Raw genomic sequence first — 25,683 nt, 5'->3', positions numbered from 1 at the left:
AGCATGACCGACCATTACTTTGAAAATGACCTGGTTACGCTGCATTACTATAAATTTGGTAATGGCCCTAAAATTATGCTCGGCTTTCACGGATATGGCATGCATGGCAAGCAGTTTAAAATCCTTGAATCAACTTTAGGAGAAAAATACACCTTCATCGGGTTCGACCTGTTTTTCCATAAAGAAACAAAGCTTAAAGACCAAAGCCTTGAAGCCGTTAAAAAAGGCATTACCAAAAAGCAATTTGCCGACTTGATATTGGAGTTTTGCAGGCACGAAAGCATCGGACGTTTTTCAATTATCGGGTACTCAATGGGTACGCATTTTGCCAGCGTGGTTACCGAAGAACTACCACACCTTGTGGATGAATTTATTGCTGCGGCCCCCTCCTCTTTAAACCCCGGCAAACTGATACCGTTTTTTAGCAAAAGCAAAACCGGCAATAAAATGCTTGAAAAACTGGCGCTTAACGAAACTTTTTTGGTACGGATGTTGAAGTTGTTTAAACGACTCAGGATTATCGACGCCGAAGCCTATAAAATTTTATATGGCGAAATTGGCACGCCTGAACTCAGGTTTAATTTCTATGCTTGTTTTACCTACCTGCGAACTTTTGAAACTGATGAGGCTCGCCTGCTGAAAGCATTAAATGAACAAAACATAAAAAGCATTTTTATATTTGGCAAACGCGATAAGTCGTTCCCGCCGGGAATAGGAAAGGATTTTATCGCCAAAGTAAAAGATGCCACTACAATTGTGTTGGATGAAGGGCACGAGATGATAAAAAAGAACTTTGTTACTCAATTAACCGCGCTGTTGTCATGATGATTAAGGCCAAAACGTTACCATTACCATTTATCAGGGGGGGCTCATCTGTGCTGATGTGGTTTTTCAGGCGGCGGTTTAATAAAATGAAGATCACGCCGGTTGATATAAAGCCCAACCACTCCTATGTGTTGATGTGTAACCATTTTGGGTTTTTGGATGGCTTTTTCTCTTACTACATTGCGTTTAAACACATTGACAAGCAGCAAAAGCTGAAAGGCTTGTATACCATGTCGGTTAAAAAGCAGATGGAGAAAAACTGGTGGCTGAAGTACGTTGGCTCTTTCTCTGTGGAGCCTAACGCGTGGTCGGTAAAGGAAAGTATTGAATACGCTGCGGAACTTTTAAACGAACCGGGCAATATCCTGCTATTTTTCCCCCAGGCCGAACTGGAATCGCAGCACATCAGGCATATCCAATTTAAAAACGGCATAAACGAGATTATGACCCGTGTAAAAGGTGATTGCCAATTGATATGGAGCAGCAACGTTTTGGAATATTACGAAAGCACCAAACCATCAGCCAACATGACGCTGCTTGATTGCGGCACCAATCACGATTTCAATTTTGACACGCTAAAGCAAAATGTAAACGCGCATCACCTGCAAAGCATGCGCAAAACCGTACGTTTTACCGACGAGCCGGGCAACCTTACCTACTGACCAATCCTCTTTAACCCGGCTTTTGCATCATTATCAATATCAGTTTGATAATCGTGTGCCTTCATGTCGATGGCCTGGTGATAGTAGTTTGCGGCTTTTGCATTGTCTTTAACTTCCTCGTAAATATTACCAATCATTAGGGCTGCATTGGCAGCATAATAATAGCTGGTTTCCTTGCCCAGCGCAATTGCCTTTTGATAATATAAAACTGCGTCAGCGTTTTTATTTATTTTGTCGTTAATGCGGCCCAGATAATAGTAATATTGAATTTTGTCCCGGGTTAGCTTAAAACTATTTACATCTTTACCAGCTAGTTGCGCCGTTGCTTTGCTATAATAACCGCCGTCGAAATAAAATCGGGTCTTTAGCAGGTCGATATCGGGTTTCGGTTCGCTTGCTTCACGGAGTGCAATTTTGTCTTTTCCGTCGATAGTATTTCCCCTGCCGCGTGCCAGCTTACGATATTCTTCATATTTTTCAGCATCGTTTTGAAGGAGATAAAAGTATGCGATCTTTAAGTATGCATCTTTAATAAACGCGGTACCTTTATACTCATTAACGTAACGGGCTAAGGCAGCTGGTGTATCGCCATCCATACGGTTAAGTTTGGCGCAGCCAAGCATGTAATATATCGGAGGCACAGCTATGTATTGCCCCGATTTGGGTGCCGCGTCAAGGTACTTTATAGTTTCATCGTTATGCGCTGTTTTTGACGATACGTATCCCTGCAAATACACTTTGAGCATACTGTTATTATCCATGCCCGCCAGGTAACCTATTAGCGTATCGTAGCTATTTTTACTGTGGAGCACATTGATATCGGTAACACATAAAAACCATATGATCTCGTCATCATAAAAGTTGTAAGACGATCTGGGCAGTTGCTTTTTCAGCTCAACCAACTGGTTGATGCCATATTGAACGTTGCCTTTCATTCCTAACATCCCCGCTATCCACCTAAAATTGGCGGGTATATTTCCAAAAATGATATTTACCAGTGCCAGGCTTTTTTTGTTGGGTAAAAAGTCGGGATATTTTTTGCTGTTATCTTTTAGCAGGCTATTGGCGCTTTTAGCATCGGAGCCGGACGACATGTAATCGCCAAACTTCGCCTTTAAAAACGACCATTGCAGGTAAATCTCTGCCTGCGAAAACAAATACCAGGGCGAGTTTTTATCATTTTCCTCAAGCGCATCAACCCGGATCGATCTATTGTCTTTCAAACGCTCGTAGTCATTCTTATTTTCCGATGCCAACAGGCTGAAGTAGTCGATATAGTTCTCCAATAATACCACAATGCCGTTAGCAGGATTGGTTTGTTTTTCCTTTTTAATCAACGCGCGGGCGTCGTTCATCCGCAGCGCTAAAATGTCTTTATAGGCTTCAACACAATTGGCATTAAAAATAAAATTGGCATGTGCACTGACACAGGAAAACAAACAGAGCAATGAAACGAACAGGTATTTTTTAATCATCGGAGGCAAAGATATTTAACAGGCACAAATTCACACTAATTAATACGAATTACACGAATTTGTTTTTTAATAAGCATCTGTCAATGCGAATTATAAGAATTTTTCTTTAAAAGGCCAATTCGTGGAATTCGAAAAAATTCGTGGAATTAGTGTTTAAATGTTAGCATTAACGTAAACATCGGCATTTTAATATTCCGGCTGGCTATAACCAAATTTTGCAATGACACGTATAAAAAGTTATAATTAGTTTAAAGTATATTTTTTACCCCGCTTTTATAAATTTTGCTTTATGGTAAATAATGACTTAAGTTACAATTGAACAATTAAGCTATAATTCAAAACGTTTTAATAAATTTAGGGGACAAAAATCGCTGGCCGAAGCACAAAAGAGAAAAATGAACAATTTGCTGATACATAACCTGTTCGAGTTGCAAAAAAATAAAACGCCAGACGCAGTGGCGATAATTTTTGGCAATCAAAGCTTAACTTATGGCCAGTTGGGCCATAAGGCTGATAATTTGGCGGCTCAAATCTTCAAAAAATCACCAACGTCACTAAACGTGGGTGTAAGCACCCACAGGGCACTAGAAACTATTGTGAGTGTTTTGGCAATTTTAAAAGCCGGCAAGGCGTATTTACCCCTCGACCCGGATTACCCGCAAGACCGCCTGCAGCAAATTGTATCCGATTCGGGCATTGATTTGTGCGTGGCAACATCATCGCACAAGCATTTTTTCGAGCCACTGGGCATAAATATATTAACATCTGATAACAACTATGAAGCCAGCAATACAGTTATACCTGAAAGTAAATCCGCTTGTTACGTTTTATATACTTCCGGCTCAACAGGAACCCCAAAGGGAGTTTCTATGGGCCATACAGCGTTAGCTAATTTGCTTTCGTGGCAGCAAAAAGAATCGATCTCAACTGGCGGTATCAATACGTTGCAGTTTGCACCTTTAACGTTTGATGTATCGTTCCAGGAAATTTTTGCCACGTTAGGCACCGGCGGCACACTGGTTTTGGTTGATGAAGAAATGCGGGTTGACCCTTATCGTTTGCTGCGCTATATTGAGCAACACCATGTAAACCGCATATTTTTACCATTTGTGGTGCTCCAGTACTTAACTGAGGCGGCGGACGCAGAAAAATATTTCCCGGCTTGTTTAAAAGAAGTGATAACTGCAGGAGAACAGTTAAAAATAACCCCGCAGATTGTCCGCTTTTTCTCAGCATTGCGGGAATGTGTTTTATACAACCAATACGGCCCGACAGAAACCCACGTAGTTACCCAATTGAAACTGGATGGCGACCCAACACAGTGGCCGCCCCTGCCAAACATAGGCATCCCGATTGACGAAACAGAGATACTGATACTGGATGAAGAGTTAAAACAAGTACCTTATGGGGAAACCGGTGAACTTTGCGTTGCAGGCCTGTCCCTTGCCGATGGCTACCTGAACCGCCCGGAAATGACGGCTGAAAAGTTTATGCAATGGGAAGAAACGCCCGGCAAAATAAAACGCATTTACCGTACGGGCGACCTTGCCCGCTATTTGCCCGACGGAAATATCGATTATTTAGGCCGCCGAGACACGCAAGTAAAAATCCGCGGCAACCGCGTTGAAATAGGCGAAATAGAGGTTTTAATAAACCAACTGAATGATATACAGCAGGCGGTAGTAGTTGCCCGCGAAGATGTGCCTGGCTCAAAACGCCTTGTTGCCTACATGATATCGGGTAACGATAAACAAGATACTGACTATGTGCGCAAGAGCATTGAAAAGCAGTTGCCCGATTTTATGCACCCATCGGCTTATGTATGGGTGAAAGAATTCCCAAAAACAACCAGCGGCAAAGTCGACCGTAAAGCCTTGCCAAAACCCGACTTAAAAAGGCCGGAGCTAAGTGTTTTATATAAAGCCCCGTCCACCCCTATCGAAAAAAACATTACAGGTATTTGGATGGAACTGTTGCTGCTGGATAAAATCGGCACCGACGACAATTTCTTCGAGCTCGGCGGCAACTCCTTGCTTGCGCTAAAAACCGTTGCCGAACTGAAGTATAAGTTTAATTACGACGTGCCCATCACAAAACTATACCAATACCCTACGATCGGTGGCCTGGTTAGCTTTATTACCGGTGCGAGCAAAGCCTCGACATTTACATTTAAGAAAGATAAAAACAAAAAAGCAAACGCCGATATCGCCATTATAGGCATGGCCGGTCGTTTCCCTGGCGCAAAAAATATTGAAGAGTTTTGGGATTTATTGATTGAGGGCCGAGAAGGAACCAGCTTTTTTACGGCTGATGAAATTGACATATCTATCCCATCAAATATAAAAAATGACCCTGCTTATGTTAAGGCAAGGGGGCTAATTGATGGTGCAGACGAATTTGATGCCGCATTTTTTGGCTTCAACCCGCGTTCAGTCGAGTTAATGGACCCGCAACAACGCATTTTTTTACAAATTGCCTGGGAAGCTTTAGAAAGTACAGGCTACCTGCCACAAAAATATAATGGTTCGGTTGGGGTATTTGCCGGTACAGGGTATAACACTTATTATACCAATAATGTACTCAACCATCCAGCTAAAGCGGATCAGTATGGCCAGTTTAATGTACGGACACTTAATGAAAAAGATTACATAGCAACCCGCGCCTCTTACCAGCTAAACCTGAAAGGGCCTGCGGTGGCTGTACACTCGGGGTGTTCAACATCATCACTGGCAATAGCACAGGCGGTTAGCGCGATACGTGACGGGCAATGCGACATTGCGCTTGCCGGTGCGGTGTCAATTACCTCACCCATAAAAAGCGGGCATTTTTACGAGGAAGGCTCAATCATGAGTAAAGACGGCCATTGCCGCCCATTTGATGCTGATGCAACCGGAACGGTGTTTAGCGATGGCGCAGGCGTAGTGCTTTTAAAAAGCCGCGAAGATGCCGAACGCGATGGCGACACTATTTACGCCATAATAAAAGGAATAGGAATAAACAACGATGGTGCCGACAAAGGCAGCTTTGGCGGCCCAAGCGCGCAGGGCCAGGCCGGCGCAATCGCAATGGCTATTAACGATGCTGATATTGATGCATCGACCATTAGCTACATAGAAGCGCATGGTACCGCAACCCCGCTGGGTGACCCGATAGAAATTGAAGGCCTTAACCTGGCTTTTGGCGCTCATGAAAGCAAACAGTTTTGCGCTATCGGTTCGGTAAAAAGCAACATAGGGCACTTAACTGCAGCATCTGGCGTGGCGGGCTTAATAAAAACTGCGTTAGCTTTGCACCATAAGCAAATACCGGCATCCATATTTTATCAACATACTAATCCGAATATCAATTTAGCAGAAAGTCCCTTCTACGTTAATTCAAGGCTTAAAAACTGGGACTCGGCCGAAAAAAGGCGCGCAGGTGTTAGTTCTTTTGGGGTTGGCGGCACCAACGTGCACATTATTTTAGAGGAGTTTGAAAACATACCTATGCAAACAGGTAAATCTAAACCTCTAAGCTTAATCACCTGGTCGGCAAAAACCGAAGCGAGCGTGGGCAACTATGCCGAAAAACTTGCCAACTTTGCTCAAAAAAATAAAGACACAAACATTGCGGATATAGCCGCTACCCTGCAAAATACCCGTGCTGATTTCAACCACCGCAGGTTTGTGATTGCGGGTAATACAGAAGAGTTATCAACCAAATTAAGTGCACCTGTTGAGCCATCATCCGCAAAAAAACTCGCGTCAAAAGCATCCGAAGTAGTATTTATGTTCCCGGGCCAGGGCTCGCAATACATTAATATGGGCAAAGGACTTTACGACACGGAGCCTGTTTTTGCAGCGGCTGTTGATGAATGTATTGAACTATTAAAAGATTCGCCGCAGGCAGACATATTTAATGTCATCTACCCAGCCGTAATTGATGACTTATCAACCGCAGCTATAAAAAATACTTTCTATACCCAGCCAGCCATATTTATTATGGAATATGCAATGGCCAAGCTATGGATGAGCTGGGGTATACAACCAGCCATTTTAACCGGCCACAGCATCGGCGAATTTGTTGCCGCGCATTTGGCAGGCGTTTTCAACTTAAAGGATGCCTTGCTACTAATTTCAACCCGTGCCAGGATGGTTAGCGAAGTTGATAAGGGCAGCATGCTTTCAATAAGATGCGAGGCCGACAAGTTGGAGACACTTTTACCAGCAGGTTTATCCATCGCTGCCATTAACAGCAATAAACTATGCGTGGTTGCCGGCCCTGATGACCTTGTAGCTGAATTTTCTATCGAGCTGGAAAAAATGGATATTCCCGGCCGCTTACTACAGACCAGCCATGCATTCCACTCGGCAATGATGGATGATATTGTGACGCCGTTTGAGGCTGTAGTTAAATCAGTGAAATTATTTGCGCCGGTAAAACCCATTGTGTCGACAGTTACCGGCACCTGGATGAGCGAGGCCGAAGCAACCAGTCCGAAATATTGGGCAAATCACCTGCGCAAAACCGTTCTTTTCGCCAGCGCAGTGAATACTTTGCAGGAGGACGAAGGCCGCCTTTTACTGGAAGTTGGGCCTGGAATCGTACTGGCAACCCTTTCGAGACAGCAGATTACGGTGAAAACTACGCCAATTATTGCAGGATTTGAAAAAAATGAAACACTTACCGAGTACTATTCCGTATTAAGGGCGTTGGGCCAGTTGTGGCTAAACGGTTTGGAGCCTGATTGGAAGGCATTTTATAATAACCAGACACGCTTAAAACTGAATTTACCAACTTATGCATTTGATAATAAACGCTACTGGCTTGATGCCCCGCTGCCGGTAAAGGCAACAGAACAAATACAAATAACAGAAGTACAAGTAACAACAATACAACAAGAACAAACACCCATACAACAATCCCTGATGAGAAAAGAACTATTAACCGGTAAATTAAAGGAACTATTTGAAGATGCTTCCGGAATTGAGATTGATGGCGCATCAACCGATATGAATTTTATCGAAATTGGCTTTGATTCACTTTTGTTGACTCAAATTGCAACCAATCTTAAAAAAGAGTTTAACGTTCCTATTACCTTCAGAAAATTATTTGAAGAGTACAATACTATCGACTCGCTGGCATCTTATTTGGATGCAAGCCTGCCTGCAGGCGCTTACCAGCCACAAACTGCGGCACCGGTTGCAAGCCACCAGCCCGTTTATAACCATACTGCGCCTGCACCTGTTGCAGCTAACCCGGCGCTTGATATGATACAGCAGCAGATACAAATGCTGGCCAGCCAGTTGGCAATGATGCAAACCGGCAGCGCACCACAAGCGCCCGCACCGGTGTCCTCGGCTCCGGTTGTACTTGCACCAGAAGCGCCAGCCGCAAAAAACGGCATTGTATATGATCTTACCGCCGAAGAACAAATAGAAGTTAAAAAACCATTCGGCGCCACGGCACGTATCGAAAAACAAGTGCAGGGCCTGAGCGATAAACAACAGAAATTTCTTAGCGACTTAACCAAAAGCTATAACGATAAAACAAAGAGCAGTAAAATCTACACCCAGGAACACCGTGAACACATGGCTGACCCGCGTGTGGTTAGCGGTTTCAGGCCATTGACTAAAGAAGTTGTTTACCCGTTGGTGGTAAACCGCTCAAAAGGCAGCCACGTTTGGGACATTGACGGTAACGACTACATTGATGCCTTAAACGGCTTCGGCTCAAATTTTTTGGGGTACCAGGTTGACGTGCTGAAAAAAGCAGTACTGGAACAAGTTGAGAACGGCTATGAAATTGGCCCGCAACATGTTTTAGCCGGCGATGTTTGTAAGCTGATAACCGAACTGACCAATTTTGACCGCGCTGCGTTGTGCAACACCGGGTCGGAAGCGGTATTGGGTGCTATGCGCATAGCCCGCACGGTAACCGGTCGTTCATTGATGGTTGCCTTTAGCGGGTCATACCACGGCATTAATGATGAGGTTATCGTACGCGGAACTAAAAAATTAAAAACCATACCTGCCGCCCCAGGCATTATGCCGGAGGTGGTGCAAAATATGCTGATACTGGATTACGGTACAGACGAAACGTTAAGGATTATACAGGAGCGTGCACATGAGCTTGCAGCCGTATTGGTTGAACCGGTACAAAGCCGCAGACCAGAGTTCCAGCCGGTCGAATTCCTGAAAAAGGTTAGGGAAATAACAAAACAATCCGGTACCTGTTTAATATTCGACGAGGTGATCAGCGGTTTCCGTATGCACCCCGGCGGCGCACAGGCTATGTTCGGCATAAAAGCCGATTTGGGTACTTATGGCAAGGTTATTGGTGGAGGTATGCCGATTGGCGCAATTGCCGGTGTAAAACATTTTATGGATGCATTGGACGGCGGTTTTTGGCAATATGGCGATAATTCGCAGCCCGAAGCAGGCGTAACATACTTTGCAGGTACATTTGTAAGGCATCCGTTAGCGCTTGCTGCAGGTAAGGCTTCGTTACAATATATGAAAGAACACGGCCCAGCTTTACAGGAAGGCTTAAACAAGCTTACCGCATATTTAGCAGGCGAACTGAATGCCATATGTGAGAACACAGGTATTCCGCTATATTCACCATCGTTTGGCTCATTATGGAAAATAAAATTTAAGGATGAGCTTCCGTACGGAGAGTTGCTGTTTACGCTGATGCGTAATAAAGGTATTCACATTTGGGATTTGTTCCCTTGCTTCCTTACAGCATCGCACACCAAGGCAGAGGTTGATAAAATTATCGAAGCCTTTAGGGAAAGTGTTGATGAGATGATTGAATCAGGGTTCTTCCCCTCAAAAAAGGCTGAGACAAAAGAGGAGTTTAACCCTTTTATGGAATCACCCTTCCCTGGCGCCAGGCTTGGTCGCGATAAAGACGGTAACCCGGGCTGGTTTATAGTTGACAGCAATAACCCCGGCAAGTATTTACAAGTAAAATAAGAAGGTTGGAAACTATTATGGTAGATACAAACCCTGTAGAGTTTGATCCTTTCGCAGGGCCCGAAATTTCATTAATTGCACCTGCAACTGAACCGCAGGTTGAGATTTGGACATCGTGCCTTATCGGAGGCGCGGCGGCTAACTGTGCCTATAACGAATGCTTTTCGCTGCTGTTAACCGGCATTTTTAATACCAACGCCATGATGCGCGCTTTGCAGGGAATGGTAAACATGCACGAAGCGTTGAGGATGTCGTTTAGCGCCGATGGCAAAAACATCTGTGTTTATAAGGAGCTGGTGCTTGATATCGACTACAAAGACATTTCATCGTCAACCGCCGCACAACAAAAGAATTTCGTAGACGAATATAATAAGCAAATTGCCTTAACGCCTTTCAACCTGGTTACCGGCCCGTTATTTAAGGCATCGTTATTTAAACTATCAGAAAACGAACACCTTTTAACTTTTGTTGCCCATCATATAGTTTGCGACGGATGGTCGATAGGCATTATGATGCAGGATTTGAGTAAGCTTTATTCTGCTTACTCAAAAAACGAATACATAAAACTACCTGCCCCACCCCTGTTCAGCGAATATGCCGTTAACGAAATGGTGCATACCGACAGTGGCTTAAATAAAGAAACGGAGCAGTTCTGGATTGACCAGTTTATTGGCAGTGGTCATCTTCTGGACATCCCAACTGATTATCCACGCCCAACTCTACGTACCTACAAAAGCCATCGCGACGACCTGATTTTGGACGGCGCTTTGGCAAGTGATGTAAAAAAACTGGCCAAAACCAACGGAACGAGCTTTGTAACTACATTACTGGCTGCATTCGAAGTATTTTTAAAACAGGTAACCGGTCAGGAAGAAATTATTGTTGGTTTGCCTGCGGCCGGTCAGCCTGCTACCGACAACTACAGGCTGGTTGGGCATTGTGTTAACTTGCTTGCGTTGCGCAGTTATCCAAAAAGCAATATATCATTTAAAACATATTTAAGACAGCGCCGCAGCGAGGTGCTTGATGCTTATGAGCACCAATTATACACTTTCGGCAGTTTGTTGAAAAAACTACACATAGCCCGTGATTCATCAAGGTTACCACTGGTGCCGGTGATGTTCAACATAGACATGGGGCTTGATGACGATGTAGAATTTTACCAGCTGCATCATAAGCTGATCAGCAACCCGCGCGAGTACGAGAACTTTGAGATATTCCTGAACATTGCTGGTCACGAAGAATCGCCGACTTTAGAATGGTCGTACAACACACAACTTTTCAAGCCGTCAACCATCAAAAAAATGATGGATAGCTTCGAATTTTTGTTGCGCGAATTGGTGAAGGATCCTGACGTATTGATAGGCAATATCCTAACCATGGATTCAGCCGAATTGAGCCATCAGTTGGTAGAATGGAATGATACGGCCTGCGCCTATCCCCGCGAAACGCCCTTGCATAAGCTGATTGCTAACATTGCCGCCGGAGCACCGGGCAAAACGGCAATAACCTTTGGCGAACAAAAAACTACTTATAAAGAATTAAATGAGCGTGCCAATCAATTGGCGGCCATCCTGATAAAAAACGGCGTTGAAAAAGGTGATAAAGTTGCCTTTTCGATGGACCGGTCGACCGAAATGGTCATCAGCATGCTTGCTATAATGAAAGCCGGTGGCGTTTATATCCCGCTCGACCCTATTTTCCCAATCAACCGTATCAATTACATGATTGAGGATTCGCAGGCGGTTGTGTTATTGACTTCCCTTAACTACAAAGGAAAATATCAGTCCAACGCCAGGGAGTTAGTTTTGGAGGATGAGTGGTTAGCCATTGACGATTACCCAACTACCGACCCTGAAGTTACTGTTGCCGGCGATGATTTGGTTTACATCCTTTACACCTCTGGTTCAACCGGTATGCCTAAAGGCGTTCAAATTGCGCAGCATAACCTGGTAAACTTTCTATACAGCATGCAAAAACAGCCGGGTTTAACCCCTGCCGATAAATTTCTTGCTGTTACTACCATTAGTTTTGACATTGCCGGGCTTGAGTTGTTTTTGCCCCTTTTAACCGGCGCCGAAATAATTTTGGCCGATGCCGCCACTGCAAAAGACGGACGCGCATTACTTGATATTATTAAAAACCATGGCGCTACCGTTATGCAGGCCACACCTTATACCTGGCGCATAATGCTGGAGGCTGGATGGAGTAAAGACACTGCCATAAAAGCAATTTGCGGCGGTGAGGCTTTACCTGCCGAACTGGCGGAAAGAATTTTAACTTGTGCAAGCTCCCTATGGAATGTATACGGGCCAACTGAAACCACCATATGGTCGACAGTAAAAGAAATAAAAGCTGCTGACAAAATATCTATCGGCAGGCCTATTGACAATACCTCTATCTACATATTAGATAAATTTTTAAGGCCATTAGGCGTTGGCATCCCCGGTGAAATCTATATTGGCGGCGACGGTGTTGCCAAAGGCTATTTAAACCGCGCTGAGTTGACCGCTGAAATGTTTGTTGCCGACCCTTTCACAAAAATACCAGGCGCCAAAATGTATAACACAGGCGATTTGGGTCGCTTTATGCCTGATGGCGAAATTGAATGCCTGGGCCGTGTGGATGCGCAGGTGAAGATCCGTGGTTACCGCATAGAAACCGGGGAGATTGAATATAACCTGGTTAATAACACCAATGTTAAAGAAGCCGTGGTTTTAGCAAGGCCCGACAATTTCGGCATTGATAAACTGGTGGCTTTTGTAGTTGTTAACAAAGACAGCGCCTTGCAGGATGAAGCTGCCCAGGTGCAAAACTGGAAAGAAACCTTGCGAAATTCGGTGCCTGATTATATGGTGCCTGATAATTTTGTGGTGCTGGACGAAATGCCACTAACCCCAAATGGCAAGGTTGATAAGAAAATATTGGCTAAACACGGCATCTCAGCTGTTGATACCGGCCATGGCTTTGTTGCACCACGCACCGATGTTGAACAATTGGTTGCGAACATTTGGAAAGAATACCTTGGCATAGATAAAATTGGCGTATACGATAACTTTTTTGAGTTGGGCGGCCATTCGCTTATTGCAGTGCAGGTAATGACCCGCATTGAAAAAGAGACCGGTAAACGATTACCGTTGGCTGCCCTGTTTGAAACATCGACAGTTGAAAAACTGGCACTGATGCTGCAAATGGATGGTAAATCCATCACCTGGGATTCATTGGTTCCTATTAAGCCAAAGGGCAATAAAATGCCTTTATATATGGTGCATGGTGCAGGTTTAAACGTACTGTTATTCAATACCCTGGCCATGAATATGGCCGAAGACCAACCGGTTTTCGGTTTACAGGCCAAAGGGCTCGACGGGGTTGAAGAACCACTTGGTAGCATCGAAGAAATTGCAGCGCATTATATCGAGTCGATTATGAAGCAAAACCCCGATGGCCCTTATGCTTTAGCGGGCTATTCTTTCGGCGGTATCATCGCTTTCGAAATGACTAAGCAATTTGAAGCCATGGGTAAAGAAGTTAAGGTTTTGGCAATGTTTGATACCTATGCTTACCGGTCGCCACATCACGACCCGGTTTTGATTAAACTAATAAAACGAAGCCGGTTTTTTAAGGACAAAATGGCGTATGCGCTTTCTTCGTCAAGCGGCATTAAAGAAACCATATCCGACAAAAAACTATCATTAACGCGCAGATTTAAGCGCGCATGGTGGCGGTTTAAATATGGTAAGGAACAAAAACAGGAAGGCTTTTTTGGATACTCGAATAAAATTGACGAGATGAACAACCTTGCCGAGCGTCGTTACCAGTTAAAGCCTTACAATGTTGCCGTTGAAGTTTTCAGGGCCGAAAACCGCACTTTTTATATGGACGACTTTGAATACCTGGGCTGGAAACCATATGCGCTTAAAGGCGTGCATATCCACCAAATTCCCGGAGAACACAATACCATATTTAAAGCACCTAACGACAAAATTTTTGCGCAGGTATTGCAAAAATGTTTAGATGACGCAGTAAAGAAGTAACTTGCTGCGCTCATTTACCCAGTATGCTGTCAATCAACGTCACCAATAATTTTTTAGCTGATATAACCTGGCTTGATAGTTCGGCTTGCAGTTTTAAAATTAGTAACAACATAGACGTTTGGAAAGCAAACCCCAATTTAAACCCAAAACTGGTTGACAGCTTTAAGTCAATGCTCACGGGCGATGAAATTGCCCGGGCCGACAGGTTTTACCAACAAAAGGACCGCAATAGATTTATAATAAGCCGGGCAGCATTGCGCACTATTTTAGGCAAGTATTTAAACATAGCTCCCGAAGCTATCGAATTTGAATCCGGTCTTAATAAAAAGCCGTTTATAAAAAGCGGCAATCAAAATAACTTACAGTACAACCTCTCCCATTCGGGCGATGCGATATTACTGGCTGTGGCCGATTCCCCGATTGGCGCCGACGTTGAGTTTATAAACCAGGATTTTGGATATCGCGATGTTTTAGCCGATAACTTCAGCCCCAGGGAATGCAATTACATAACGGAGACTGATGCCATCCATCGCTTTTTCAAACTTTGGACACGCAAGGAAGCTATTACCAAAGCAACTGCCCAGGGCCTCGATTGCGATCTGCGGTTGCTACCGGGCCTTGATGGTACAACAGCCGTGTTCGACGGCATTATCGCGTCAAACGAGGATTGGGTCATAAATAGCTTTAATCTTAATAATCAATACATCGCCAGCGTGGCCGGCAACCAACTTATCGACAAAATCTCGTTTTTTGATCTTGCCACTACCAATTTTCCGCAGCCTTTATAGCCAACAATTAACCAAAAAGCTGCAGCTGACGTTAAAAACAACATTTATCTTCTTCATAATGTAACAGTTAAAAATTCTAAAATAGTTAGTAATAATTATTAGCAAAACAGTATTTTTATAAAATAAAAGAATAAAAGCAAATTATTGAGCCTAAACCCTCCATATTTAAAGGCTTGCGCCAATAAGCAAGGCATTTAAATTCGTCGTTTGCAAAACCTTTTTAGGGGAATTTTCGTAATCAAGTGAAATTTAAAATACAAGATTAGCAGAATGAAAAAAAGAATACTAATTGTTGACGATGACCTGAGTATTTTAAAGCTTCTGAATTTTATTCTGTCGAAAGATTACGATATCGTTGTTAGGAATAACGGGATTGATGCTTTTAGCTGGCTGGAGGATGGCAACATTCCTGAGTTAATCATATCTGACTTGCAAATGCCTTATTTTGACGGACAGTCATTTATAAAAAATGTGAAAATTAGCGGCCTTTTTCGTGATATTCCAATTATTATGCTTTCTGCCGCGCATGATTTGGACGCACAGGTTGCTAATATGCCTTTCCAGGTCGACGCCTATATGCCCAAACCATTTAACCCTGCATCTTTAAAATCAGCCATTAATCAAGTAATAAGTATTTATGACGAATCCCATAGCAACTGAATGGAATGAGAACGCAGGTTCACATACCAAAATAGCCTATGCCGGTTTAGCCTTAAGGGATATCGTGTCGAAGGAGCTTGACCCGTACTTCCAGATTTCCTATAACGATTACCTTTCGCAGGTTGAGGATTTTTTGGGTAACCAATCGATCCTTACTCTACCCGAAATTATTTTGCTTGAAGTTGACGAGCAAGGCGAGTGTTTCGACCTTATCGAGCGACTTAAAGGCAACCCATTGTTTAGCGGGCTTATTATCGTATTGCTTTCCCTGTCGAACGATAAATCATTAAAACAGGATGCCATGCGCCTTAAGGTGCATGATTTTTATATTTACCCTTTCTCTATCTCAGATTTGCGCGAGCGTTTAAACTTCCTGGTGAAATTTAAACTGATAAAACCGAGGCTGCTCGAAATATCAAAAGAAGTTGATATAAAGTACAGCATGCCTGCCGGAAAACGCTTTATGGATTTGTTTATTTCGGGCTTGATGATTTTGTTCCTTTCGCCGGTTATGCTGGCTGTAGTAATTGCCATTAAACTGGGCTCAAAAGGCCCTGTGATCTACAAAAGCAAGCGGGTTGGTACAGGTTATAAGATATTCGATTTTTACAAATTCCGGTCGATGCGAACCGACGCTGATAAAATGTTAGTTGAGTTATCCACACAAAATCAGTACGCAAATGAGGATGGGGGCACAAAAGCAGCATTTGTTAAAATTAAAGACGATCCGCGCGTAACCAAACTTGGTAAATTTTTACGAAATTCGAGCCTCGATGAGCTCCCTCAATTATTCAACATATTACTGGGAGATATGTCGTTGGTTGGCAACAGGCCACTGCCGGTTTATGAAGCAGAAATGCTGACATCAAACGAGTGGTCGATGCGTTTTTTGGGGCCTGCCGGTTTAACCGGTTTGTGGCAAATAACCAAACGGGGAAAAGCAGATATGTCTGAGCGTGAAAGAAAAAAATTAGATAATTTTTACGCACAAAACTATTCATTCTGGCTCGATTGGAAAATACTTATAAGAACGGTGCCAGCAGTTTTTCAGAAAGAAAAAGTGTAACAAAATGAATAATAAATTACGCATTATTTGTCTCTCAATATTTCTCTCGACCTTAGCCTGTAACCTTTTCGCCCAGGAAACGCTATTTAAGGATTTGTCGTACCCGTACATGGAGAAACTTATTGCGGCAGCTAAGAGAAACTATCCTGAAGCAAAAATAAAACAAAAACAAGTTGAAATAGCCCGCAGCACCTTTCACCAGGCAAGTTTTGGCTGGCTGGAAGCTTTCAGTGCTTCGTATATCTATAGTCCGCAATCATCCGTTAATATAATACAGCCAACTATTTTTAAAGGCTACCAGTTGGTGGCTTCTGTTAGTTTGGGGTCGCTTTTTGAACGGCCTTATACCATTCACAACGCAAGAGAGGCAGTTAAAGTTGCTGAATTTACACAGCAGGAATATTATTTAACACTTGAAGCACAGATAAAACGGTTTTATTTTGCTTACTTAGCAGCACAAGCCGACCTGCGAAATAAAGTTACCGCTGTAACAAATGCCGAAACGGCTACCAAAAATCTTAAGTATACGTTTGAAAAAGGTGAAACTTCGTTTGACATTTATAATCAGGCGCTGAATAACCTTTACAATCAAAATTCATTTAGGATACAGGCTGAGTTAAATGTTTTTACCGCCAAAACTAATCTTGAAGAGCTTATAGGGGACAAGTTGGAAAGCATTAAATAGATTAATGGAAATATCGGGTTATTTTAAACTGTTAAAAAAATATATACTAGTAATTATTGTTGTCGTAGCGGCGGCAGTGGTGGCTTCTTATTTTTGGGTAAAAAATCTTCCCGACGAATACGTTTCGCGTACCCAGATTGCTACCGGCATTGTTGATGCATCAACACACATACTTGATAAAGACAACAGCCCCAATGCGCAAAGTGACCAAATAAACCGTGAGTTTAGCAACCTGATGGAAATCATCAAGCTAAAAAAGCTCATTGACCAGGTATCGTATCAACTTATTATCCACGATTTAAGCAGTTCCGCGCCTTTCAGAAAACTCAAAAATGATTTTAAAGGATTAAGCCAGGCAGCGATACAACATGCACTTGTTGTATACCGGGCCAAGCTGATAACCGGCGCTCCCCTATCGTTATATAATAAAGACGAAAACGGACTAAACGAATTGCTTATCTCGATGCATTATGATGAGCGTTCGTTAAGGAAATACCTCGACATTGCACGGGACGAAGAAAGCGATTTCATAGCGGTGCAATTCACGTCCGAAAATCCGCAGTTGTCGGCGTTTGTGGTTAACACGCTGGCTAAAGAATTTATTGATTACTATAGCGTAAATATTAAAAAGAACGAATCCAATGCGGTCGACTTTTTATCGAATTTGCTTGAAGAAAAACGCAACGCGCTTAACCAGAAAAAAGAAGAGCTGCAGCAGTATAAAATTAAAAACGGCATTTTAAATCTTGACGACCAGTCAAAAACCATATTCGCCCAAATTTTAGCTTACACTGATAAAAAGCTGGAAAACCAAAGAACGCTGGCGGCTAATGAAGGTGCCCTGCAAAATGTACTGTCGAAATTCGACCCAAACAGCCGGAAATACATTGAGGCATCAATAAACCAAAACAATGCCGAAATTGCTACAACTAACGACCAGCTAAAGGCGCTTACCGATGAATACGTTCACGCAGGCTTCGACCCAAAATACAAGCCGGCGATTGACTCGCTGCAATCAACACTTGTAAAACAGCTGCATACAACTTCGGACAAATACCTGGTTGACCCGCGGATAGGTAAAGACAATTTGGTGGTGAAGGCCCAGGAGCTGGAAGTTTCAAGAGACCTTGCGAAGTATAGCGAAAAGTCGATAAACAAGGAGCTGGCTAGTTTGAATGCTAAATTTTCTAGACTGGTGCCCTTTGATGCAACCGTAAAAACCTATGAGTTTGATATCGACATAGCCACAAAGGAATACCTGGATGTATTGGGCAGGTATAATGCTACTAACTTACAATCCAAATTTTCAATCCGATTAGCCCAGGTTGAGCCTGCCACACCAGATGTCGCGCAGCCGTCGAAAAAAATGTTGCTGATTGGGCTTAGCGGCATGGCGAGCCTTTTTCTCTCCCTGCTGGTGTTATTTATTCTGTATTATCTTGATGATAACATAACCGAGCCATCAACGCTTGTAGCCCGGACTAACCTGCCAATGCTTGGTGCGCTAAACATGATAAAGGGCCCAAAACCAGATTTAAGGAAGCTTTGGGACGTTGAGAACAGGACTAAAATGCAGCAGTTTAAAGAATTGCTGCGATCTGTGAGGTTTGAAATTGACCAGGAATTAAAAGGCGAAAAAGTGTTGGCCATCACCAGCATAGGGGTAGGTGAAGGCAAGACATTAATTGCTACAAGCCTTGCCTACGCATACAGCTCGATAAACAAAAAGGTACTGCTTATTGATGGCAACTTTGTTAATCCTTCTGTAACCCTGAGCGTGCAACCTACTTTGTTTGTTGAGGACTATTTCAGGGCCACGTCGTACACCGAATGGGATAATGCCAAGATAAGTGTATTGGGCAATCGCGGTGCCGATACAACATTGCTCGAGATTAATGATGAAAAATTAATAGCAGCCCAATTTGAACAACTTAAATTACGGTACGATATTATTTTAATTGACTTGCCGCCACTCGACTCATTAAACAACGCTAAGGAGTGGATTTTATTCGCAAACAAAACCGTAGCAGTTTTTGAGGCCAACCGTAGCGTTAAAAATTCGCATAAAGAATATATTGCTTATTTAAAAACACTGAACAATAAATTCGCCGGCTGGATTTTAAACAAAGCCACCATAATCGGCGCGTCAAAAAAGAGCAAAAACTAAAGCCGGCCGGCGTAAGTTATATTTAATTGTATAAAATAAATATTGCATCATGAAGCTTGAGCCAACCAATGTAATAGCCGATACCCCATTAAAAGAGCTAAGCCCCTTAGAAAGAAAATGCTATTACACAGCGGTAGTTGTTGCTTTTTTGAGTGTGTTTGTTTGGGTAATTAAAATCTTGTTTCTTTAATATTTATTACTGCCGACAATAGATGACTGATGACCGGATAAGAGATAGTGTACCTAAAAAAACAATTTGGGAAAATATTGTTATCCATAAATTTTCAAAGCCTGTAGTCATCGTTTTTCTGTTACTGGGTTCATTGTTTATAAGTTTTGCAATAGCCAAACAGGGTATGGTGGCTGGTGTGCTTATTCTTATACTCATGATTGCACTGCCATTGATGTATGGGGCGATTAACTACCCTAAATTTGGCATCATTCTTTTTATAATAGCTGCTTTCTTTATCAATTACCAGTTTATTTTAAGCCTGGTGCCGCCAGACACGCCGGTTGGGCTGGTGATGGACGCCCTAACTTATATGCTAATCCTGGGCTTTTTTATCAAACAAAAACACGAAAGAAACTGGGCGTATTTTAGCGACCCAATTAGCTATTTTATACTGGCCTGGTTAATTTACAACCTGCTTGAGGCTATCAACCCTGCCGCTGCTTCGGTGTTGGCCTGGGTTTACACCGTGCGCACTATAGCGGTTTTAATGTTGCTATATTTTGTATTTGTATTCCAGATACGCACAAAAGATTATATCAAGCTACTTTTTAAGGTTTGGTTGATATTGGAGTTCATCTGCGGGCTGGCTGCGTTTGTACAGGAAAACATTGGCTTTTTCGGCTTTGAATCCAGGTGGTTAAACTCCGATCCGTTGCGGTTGAACTTACTTTTTATTTACGGGCACATGCGCAAGTTCGGCATATTTTCAGACCCGGTTACATTTGCCTATAACATGGTGGCAGCTTCAATACTGTGCCTAGGACTTCTTTTTGCCGACATCAGGCCATTTAAAAAAGGCGTACTGGTTAGCCTGATATGCTTTTTTTTGACGGTAATGCTCTACTCTGGCACCAGGGCAGCGTATGTTTTAATCCCGGCTGCCATCGGCATGCTGGCAATATTAAAATTCAATCGCAGAATTTTGGTAGCTGTGCTTATCGCCGGATTTATTTTGGTGGTATTAATTAAAGTACCAACTTCAAACCCCAGCCTGGTGCGTTTTCAAACTGCGTTTAACCCTTCAAAAGACGCCTCGTATAACGTACGTGCCGAAAATCAGCGCCGTATCCAGCCATATATCCTTTCGCACCCTATAGGTGGCGGTTTGGGATCGGTCGGCGTGTGGGGGCAGCGTTTTGCGCCAAACTCGTTCCTGGCAAAGTTTCCGCCCGATAGCGGCTACGTAAGGGTTGCTGTCGAAACGGGTTGGATTGGGCTGCTACTATTTTGCGCATTCAACTTTATTATACTGCAAAGGGGTATTTATTACTATTATATTATCAAAGACCCTGAACTAAAAACGTATTGCATGGCCATGGTGCTGATAATTTTCGCACTTGATATTGGTAACTTTCCCCAGCAGGCTTTCGTACAATACCCCACAAATATTTTGTTTTACCTGGCAATGGCTGTAATAAACGTAACCATGCGATTGGATAAACAAAAAAACTGGCCTAAGCCGGTCGTAGCAGCTAAAACCACAAGCAAAAAAAACAAAAGGGATGTCCTTACTATCGAGTATAAAATCGAATCCGAAGCTTAAAAAAATAGCGCACTGGATGCTAATACCGAGCGGCCAGTCGAAGCCGAGGTTATGGACACGCCTGGTTGTTAACCCGTTTGTTCATAAGCGAGGCACAAACACGGTAATACGGTATAACAGCCGGATGGACTTGTTCCCATTTAATAAATTTGAAATAGGCAATAACTGTATAATTGAAGATTTTGCTACCATAAACAATGGCGTTGGTGATGTAATTATCGGCAACAATTGCGGAATTGGCTTAAGCAATGTAATCATAGGCCCGGTAACTATGGGCAATTATGTAATGCTTGCCCAAAATATAGTAATATCGGGCCTTAACCATGGTTACGAGGATGTAACTATGCCTCCCCGCATCCAAAAAGTGGTAACCAAACAAATTACCATTGCCGACGATGTTTGGATTGGCGCAAACTGTGTAATAACCGCTGGTGTAACCATAGGCAAACATGCTGTTATTGGTGCAGGCAGTGTAGTAACAAAAGATATACCCCAATTTTCTGTTGCCGTGGGTAACCCCGCCCGCGTGATAAAAAGATACAATTCTGAAACCAACAGCTGGGAAAAAATATAATGGCGGTATTTGAGAAATTATTAAACAAACATACCCTTTCGTTAGCAAGTAATGCAGTAATGCCGGTTGTCGGTATGGTTACCGTAGGTCTGCTTGCCAGGTACATGACTAAGCCAGACTTTAGCCACTGGATTATTTTTTTAACCACATTTACACTGGCCAACCTGTTCAGGAGCGGCTTTTTGCAAACATCACTTGTAAAATTTTACTCGGGCGCCGATGAAGAAAAAGCAAAGGAAGTAGCTGGCTCAACTTGGTACATTGCATTTATATTAACCAGCATACCGGGCCTTATAAGCCTTTTAGCGTTTCTTTTTTATCATGGTCACGCAACAACCGAACTTACTATTAAATGGTTCGCGGTTATATTCTTCAGTACTCTGCCATCGAGCGTAGCATTGTGGATACTACAAGCCGAAGAACGTTTCGATCGAATATTTTTATTGCAGCTGATGTGGCAGGGGTGTTATTTGATATTAATCCTTTTCTTAATCTTCATCCACCGTACAACGTTTCCGGTCATCATTATTGCCTATTGTTCAACCGCTATGATAACCAGCCTGTTTGCCATAGTAAGGGGTTGGACAAAAATTGGATCAATAAAACACAAGACAAAAGAGAGCGTTAAGCAACTCGCTAACTTTGGCAAATACAGTGTGGGCACTTCAGTTAGCTCGTACCTGCTGAGGAGTTCGGACACCTATATTATCAACTTTATGTTTACCGATGCCACAGTGGTAGGTATTTATTACCTGCCGCAAAGGCTGATGGAGGTAATTGAAATACCGCTAAGGAGTTTTGTAGCGACAGCGCTTCCCGCTATGTCGACTGCTGTAAACCACGACGATAAAAAACAGCTTACCTATATACTCAAAAAATATGCAGGCATATTAACCTGGCTGATAGTACCGGTAACACTTGGGTCGTTTATTTTTGCCGACCTTGTGATCGACATTTTAGGCGGCCATCAGTATGCAAATACTTATGCCTCAAACGTTTTCCGCATATTTATGTGCTTTGCCCTGTTAATGCCGGTTGACCGCTTTTTTGGCATAACGCTGGACATGCTGAATAAGCCCCATATTAATATGACCAAAGTGGTTATTATGCTGATTGTAAACATAGCTGGCGATTTTGCCGGAATTGCCATATTCCATAACCTGTATGGTGTCGCTATTGCTTCTATATTTACCTTTTTGTCAGGCGTAATTTATGGGTATTGGGTACTGCGTAAATATTTAAACTTCACCATGTTTGGCATTATAAAAATGGGCTTTGTTGAAACTAAACACCTGGTGATTGAGCTGGTTGATAAGTATAGAAAAAGAAAATAGAATAAAGAGTCAAGAACCAGGCACCAGGAAAAAAAGGAATTGTTCGTTAAAAAATGATTTATCTTTTAAATTGAAATCTTAAATATAGCTATCTTGACTCCTGGTTCTTAATTTCTTGATTCTCTTAAAAAACACCCCTGATTTTTACATGAGCCTTCAAAAGAAAAATATAATCATCTTCTCGCAAATGCAGTTTGATGGTAAATTGGAATCCACCAATTATACCATGGCTAAACTCTTGGCAAAGGACAACTTTGTTTACTATGTTGACAGGCCGTACACCTGGCGCGACTATTTACAGTTTAAGAATACGCCCGGCTTTAAAAGCCGGAGGCCACATTTCTTTTCGGCTAAGAACAGCATTATAGAAACTGATAATCCGAACTTAAAAATCATCATCTCCCCTCCTGTCCCGTCTATCAATATGCTGCCCGAGGGCAAAATATACCGGATGGCTTTGAATTTAAATGAATGGATAGTTGGCTCGCGGGTAAAGAAGGTGATCGAGAACCTGAAGATCACCGACTATATCTACATAAATTCATACAATTTCACGCTGCCGACGCTGCACAAGCTGTTAAATCCAACGTTAAGCGTTTACCACTGTGTTGACCCAATTATTGAGCCTTACCAAACCAAACACGGGTTAATATCAGAAGATATTTTGGTAAAAAATGTGGATATGGTTATCTGCACCAGCAAGGAACTGCGCAATAAGAAAGCTTTATTAAACCCAAATGCTTATTTTGTACCCAACGCAGCCAACATCAGCCACAGTTCAAAAACTCTTGATCCCGATTTGGCAGAATCGAAGATATTAGAAGGCATACCCAAACCGATTATCGGCTATTTTGGCGCTATTGAACGGCGGATAGATTATGATTTGATGCAGGAGCTTTTTAAAGCCAACCGCGACAAGAGCTTTGTGATGACAGGGCCTATCGACCGTTACTACATAAAAGAAGAGGAATATAAGGCACCAAACCTTTTTTTGACAGGCCCGGTACCGTATGATGAGTTACCCGCGGTGTTAAAGGGTTTCGATGTAGCAATAATCCCCTTTAAAAAAGATGAGGTAAGCAGCGATATATTTCCGCTAAAGCTTTTTGAATATCTGGGTTCGGGCCGACCGGTGGTTTCAACTGATTTTAACCCTGATTTGAAAGATTTTACTGCCGATACCGTACCCTACTGTACCAATGCCAAAGAATTTTCGGCTGCTATTAAAACGGCTTTAAATGACACGCCTGAACTGCAGAAAAGACGCCTGGAAATGGCCGCAGATAATACATGGGAACATCGTATAGATGAAATAAAAAGCCTTTTGCAAATCAATTTTGATAAAAAACATGGTATTTAAGTGTGTTTCCGGAAAAAATCACATAAAAAGCAATCGTTTACGCAAAATTTGCGTATAAAGCATAACATATGGAAATCATTAGGCTTATAGCAGCAATTATTACAAGTGTGCTTTTTGTATACCTGGGCATTTACAGCCTGTACTTGTTTATTTTTTCGGTGGCTGGAAAACTGGTACCGGTAAAAGTACCGGCAAAAAGTGATACGCTTGCAAAGTTTGTTATCTACATCTGTTCGTACAAAGAAGATGAGATCATATTAAACTCAGCCGCCAATGCGGTTACGCTTGATTATCCGAAAGATAAATTCCATATCTGCGTAATAGCCGATTCGCTACAGCCGGCTACTATTGCCAAACTAAAACAAATGCCCCTGCAGGTGCTGGAGGTTGTATTTGAAAGCAGCACCAAATCAAAGGCATTGCATAGAGCCATTGAGAATACCGAAGCCGGTTTTGACGCGGCAATTGTGTTTGATATAGACAACGTTGCGGCTCCCGATTTTCTGTACCAGATAAACAATTACCTGCAAAGTGGGGAAAAAGTTATACAGGGGCACCGTGTTGCTAAAAACACAAACACCTCTGTAGCAGTGCTTGATGCCATTAGCGAAGAGGTAAACAACCACATTTTCCGGAAATCTCAACGGGTTTTCAATCTTTCTGCAGCAATTATAGGTTCTGGCATGGCTTTGGACTATAAAACGTTTACCGGTGTGATGATGCGCATTGATGCGGTAGGCGGCTTTGATAAGGAAATGGGCCTGTTGCTAACAAATGATAGAATTGGTGTTGCTTATGCTGATAAAGCATTGATTTACGACGAGAAGGTAAGCAACAAGGAGGTATTTAAAAAGCAAAGACGTCGGTGGCTTTCAGCCCAGTTTAACCTGCTTAAAAAATATGGCAGTACCGCATTTTCGGCGTTGTTTAAAGGCAAATTTGATTATTTGAACGAAGTGTACCAGTTATCTATTTTACCGCGTGTGTTAATGCTTGGGTTGATGCCTTTTATGCTGCTGGTATCATTTCTACTGCCCGGTATCGGGCCCGACTGGCACCTTTGGCTTATTGCAACTATTTGCTGCTATACAGGCATTTTAATAGCAATACCGGTCAGCTTTTACAACAAGGATTTTTTTGGTGCATTAATACGCATACCAGTAATATTTTTTACGATGCTGCTGTTATTATTTAAATTAAAGGGTGCGAATAAGAAATTTATACACACCCCACATACACACAGCGATAAATAAGTATTTCTGATTGTAATATTCTGGTTACTTTTAAAGTAAAATTCTATATTTAAGCAGAAATATTGG

16 protein-coding genes are annotated in these 25,683 nt (G+C 42.6%); 15 read left to right on the top strand and 1 reads right to left on the bottom strand.

Going from position 1 to position 25,683, the window contains the following annotated elements:
- The first annotated feature begins 3 nt into the window (after positions 1-3).
- Positions 4-825 carry an alpha/beta fold hydrolase gene (locus tag NAF19_RS09030; RefSeq protein ID WP_252789693.1) on the top strand — a complete coding sequence of 274 codons (822 nt, stop codon included), beginning with the start codon at positions 4-6 and terminating at the stop codon, positions 823-825.
- A complete protein-coding gene (locus tag NAF19_RS09025) occupies positions 822-1,487 on the top strand; it encodes a 1-acyl-sn-glycerol-3-phosphate acyltransferase (protein WP_252789691.1) in 666 nt (221 codons plus the stop codon). The genes NAF19_RS09030 and NAF19_RS09025 overlap by 4 nt, the downstream gene beginning before the upstream one ends.
- On the opposite strand, the gene NAF19_RS09020 is transcribed toward NAF19_RS09025, so the two are convergent.
- Positions 1,481-2,962: a tetratricopeptide repeat protein gene (locus NAF19_RS09020; protein WP_252789689.1), complete on the bottom strand. Its 1,482-nt coding sequence runs from the start codon at positions 2,960-2,962 to the stop codon at positions 1,481-1,483. The genes NAF19_RS09025 and NAF19_RS09020 overlap by 7 nt on opposite strands.
- Positions 2,963-3,357: 395 nt before the next feature.
- Between NAF19_RS09020 and NAF19_RS09015 the strand changes: the two genes are divergently transcribed.
- The 13 genes from NAF19_RS09015 (at position 3,358) to NAF19_RS08955 (ending at position 25,617) form a co-directional block, all read left to right on the top strand.
- Positions 3,358-9,921, top strand: coding sequence for a polyketide synthase (locus NAF19_RS09015; protein ID WP_252789687.1), 6,564 nt, complete (start codon positions 3,358-3,360; stop codon positions 9,919-9,921).
- A gap of 17 nt (positions 9,922-9,938) precedes the next feature.
- Positions 9,939-13,955, top strand: a complete 4,017-nt coding sequence (locus tag NAF19_RS09010) for a non-ribosomal peptide synthetase (RefSeq protein ID WP_252789686.1) — start codon at positions 9,939-9,941, stop codon at positions 13,953-13,955.
- A 23-nt stretch (positions 13,956-13,978) separates the two neighbouring features.
- A complete protein-coding gene (locus tag NAF19_RS09005) occupies positions 13,979-14,743 on the top strand; it encodes a 4'-phosphopantetheinyl transferase family protein (RefSeq protein WP_252789684.1) in 765 nt (254 codons plus the stop codon).
- Between the two features lie 270 nt (positions 14,744-15,013).
- Positions 15,014-15,403 (top strand): response regulator, encoded by a 390-nt coding sequence (locus tag NAF19_RS09000; RefSeq protein WP_252789682.1) that lies wholly within the window; start codon positions 15,014-15,016, stop codon positions 15,401-15,403.
- On the top strand, positions 15,381-16,469 hold the full coding sequence (locus NAF19_RS08995) for a sugar transferase (protein ID WP_252789679.1): 1,089 nt from the start codon (positions 15,381-15,383) through the stop codon (positions 16,467-16,469). Before NAF19_RS09000 ends, NAF19_RS08995 begins: the two co-directional genes overlap by 23 nt.
- A 4-nt stretch (positions 16,470-16,473) precedes the next feature.
- A complete protein-coding gene (locus NAF19_RS08990; RefSeq protein WP_252789678.1) occupies positions 16,474-17,154 on the top strand; it encodes a TolC family protein in 681 nt (226 codons plus the stop codon).
- 4 nt (positions 17,155-17,158) lie between these two features.
- Positions 17,159-19,321 (top strand): GumC family protein, encoded by a 2,163-nt coding sequence (locus tag NAF19_RS08985; RefSeq protein WP_252789676.1) that lies wholly within the window; start codon positions 17,159-17,161, stop codon positions 19,319-19,321.
- Positions 19,322-19,370: 49 nt separating this feature from the next.
- Entirely contained in the window at positions 19,371-19,511 is a 141-nt protein-coding gene (locus tag NAF19_RS08980; protein ID WP_252789674.1) for a hypothetical protein, read from the top strand.
- Between the two features lie 22 nt (positions 19,512-19,533).
- Complete coding sequence (locus NAF19_RS08975; protein WP_252789673.1) at positions 19,534-21,096, top strand: O-antigen ligase family protein; 1,563 nt, start codon at positions 19,534-19,536, stop codon at positions 21,094-21,096.
- Complete coding sequence (locus NAF19_RS08970; protein ID WP_252789671.1) at positions 21,056-21,670, top strand: acyltransferase; 615 nt, start codon at positions 21,056-21,058, stop codon at positions 21,668-21,670. The genes NAF19_RS08975 and NAF19_RS08970 overlap by 41 nt, the downstream gene beginning before the upstream one ends.
- The gene (locus tag NAF19_RS08965) at positions 21,670-23,004 is read left to right on the top strand and encodes a lipopolysaccharide biosynthesis protein (RefSeq protein WP_252789669.1); all 1,335 of its coding nucleotides are present in this window, start codon (positions 21,670-21,672) and stop codon (positions 23,002-23,004) included. Before NAF19_RS08970 ends, NAF19_RS08965 begins: the two co-directional genes overlap by 1 nt.
- A 148-nt stretch (positions 23,005-23,152) precedes the next feature.
- Positions 23,153-24,364 carry a glycosyltransferase gene (locus NAF19_RS08960; protein ID WP_252789666.1) on the top strand — a complete coding sequence of 404 codons (1,212 nt, stop codon included), beginning with the start codon at positions 23,153-23,155 and terminating at the stop codon, positions 24,362-24,364.
- Positions 24,365-24,432: 68 nt separating this feature from the next.
- Positions 24,433-25,617 carry a glycosyltransferase family 2 protein gene (locus NAF19_RS08955; RefSeq protein ID WP_252789664.1) on the top strand — a complete coding sequence of 395 codons (1,185 nt, stop codon included), beginning with the start codon at positions 24,433-24,435 and terminating at the stop codon, positions 25,615-25,617.
- Positions 25,618-25,683 lie beyond the last annotated feature (66 nt).

This window comes from Mucilaginibacter flavidus (assembly GCF_024055575.1).
Classification (GTDB): Bacteria; Bacteroidota; Bacteroidia; order Sphingobacteriales; family Sphingobacteriaceae; genus Mucilaginibacter; species Mucilaginibacter flavidus.
This window is presented reverse-complemented; position numbering and strand designations above follow the sequence as displayed.

What these genes read in the sequence shown, in the direction of transcription:
- NAF19_RS09030 (WP_252789693.1), top strand. Translation starts at nt 4, where the DNA reads ATGACCGACCATTACTTTGAAAATGACCTGGTTACGCTGCATTACTAT.
- NAF19_RS09025 (WP_252789691.1), top strand. Translation starts at nt 822, where the DNA reads ATGATGATTAAGGCCAAAACGTTACCATTACCATTTATCAGGGGGGGC.
- NAF19_RS09020 (WP_252789689.1), bottom strand. Translation starts at nt 2,962, where the DNA reads ATGATTAAAAAATACCTGTTCGTTTCATTGCTCTGTTTGTTTTCCTGT.
- NAF19_RS09015 (WP_252789687.1), top strand. Translation starts at nt 3,358, where the DNA reads ATGAACAATTTGCTGATACATAACCTGTTCGAGTTGCAAAAAAATAAA.
- NAF19_RS09010 (WP_252789686.1), top strand. Translation starts at nt 9,939, where the DNA reads ATGGTAGATACAAACCCTGTAGAGTTTGATCCTTTCGCAGGGCCCGAA.
- NAF19_RS09005 (WP_252789684.1), top strand. Translation starts at nt 13,979, where the DNA reads ATGCTGTCAATCAACGTCACCAATAATTTTTTAGCTGATATAACCTGG.
- NAF19_RS09000 (WP_252789682.1), top strand. Translation starts at nt 15,014, where the DNA reads ATGAAAAAAAGAATACTAATTGTTGACGATGACCTGAGTATTTTAAAG.
- NAF19_RS08995 (WP_252789679.1), top strand. Translation starts at nt 15,381, where the DNA reads ATGACGAATCCCATAGCAACTGAATGGAATGAGAACGCAGGTTCACAT.
- NAF19_RS08990 (WP_252789678.1), top strand. Translation starts at nt 16,474, where the DNA reads ATGAATAATAAATTACGCATTATTTGTCTCTCAATATTTCTCTCGACC.
- NAF19_RS08985 (WP_252789676.1), top strand. Translation starts at nt 17,159, where the DNA reads ATGGAAATATCGGGTTATTTTAAACTGTTAAAAAAATATATACTAGTA.
- NAF19_RS08980 (WP_252789674.1), top strand. Translation starts at nt 19,371, where the DNA reads ATGAAGCTTGAGCCAACCAATGTAATAGCCGATACCCCATTAAAAGAG.
- NAF19_RS08975 (WP_252789673.1), top strand. Translation starts at nt 19,534, where the DNA reads ATGACTGATGACCGGATAAGAGATAGTGTACCTAAAAAAACAATTTGG.
- NAF19_RS08970 (WP_252789671.1), top strand. Translation starts at nt 21,056, where the DNA reads ATGTCCTTACTATCGAGTATAAAATCGAATCCGAAGCTTAAAAAAATA.
- NAF19_RS08965 (WP_252789669.1), top strand. Translation starts at nt 21,670, where the DNA reads ATGGCGGTATTTGAGAAATTATTAAACAAACATACCCTTTCGTTAGCA.
- NAF19_RS08960 (WP_252789666.1), top strand. Translation starts at nt 23,153, where the DNA reads ATGAGCCTTCAAAAGAAAAATATAATCATCTTCTCGCAAATGCAGTTT.
- NAF19_RS08955 (WP_252789664.1), top strand. Translation starts at nt 24,433, where the DNA reads ATGGAAATCATTAGGCTTATAGCAGCAATTATTACAAGTGTGCTTTTT.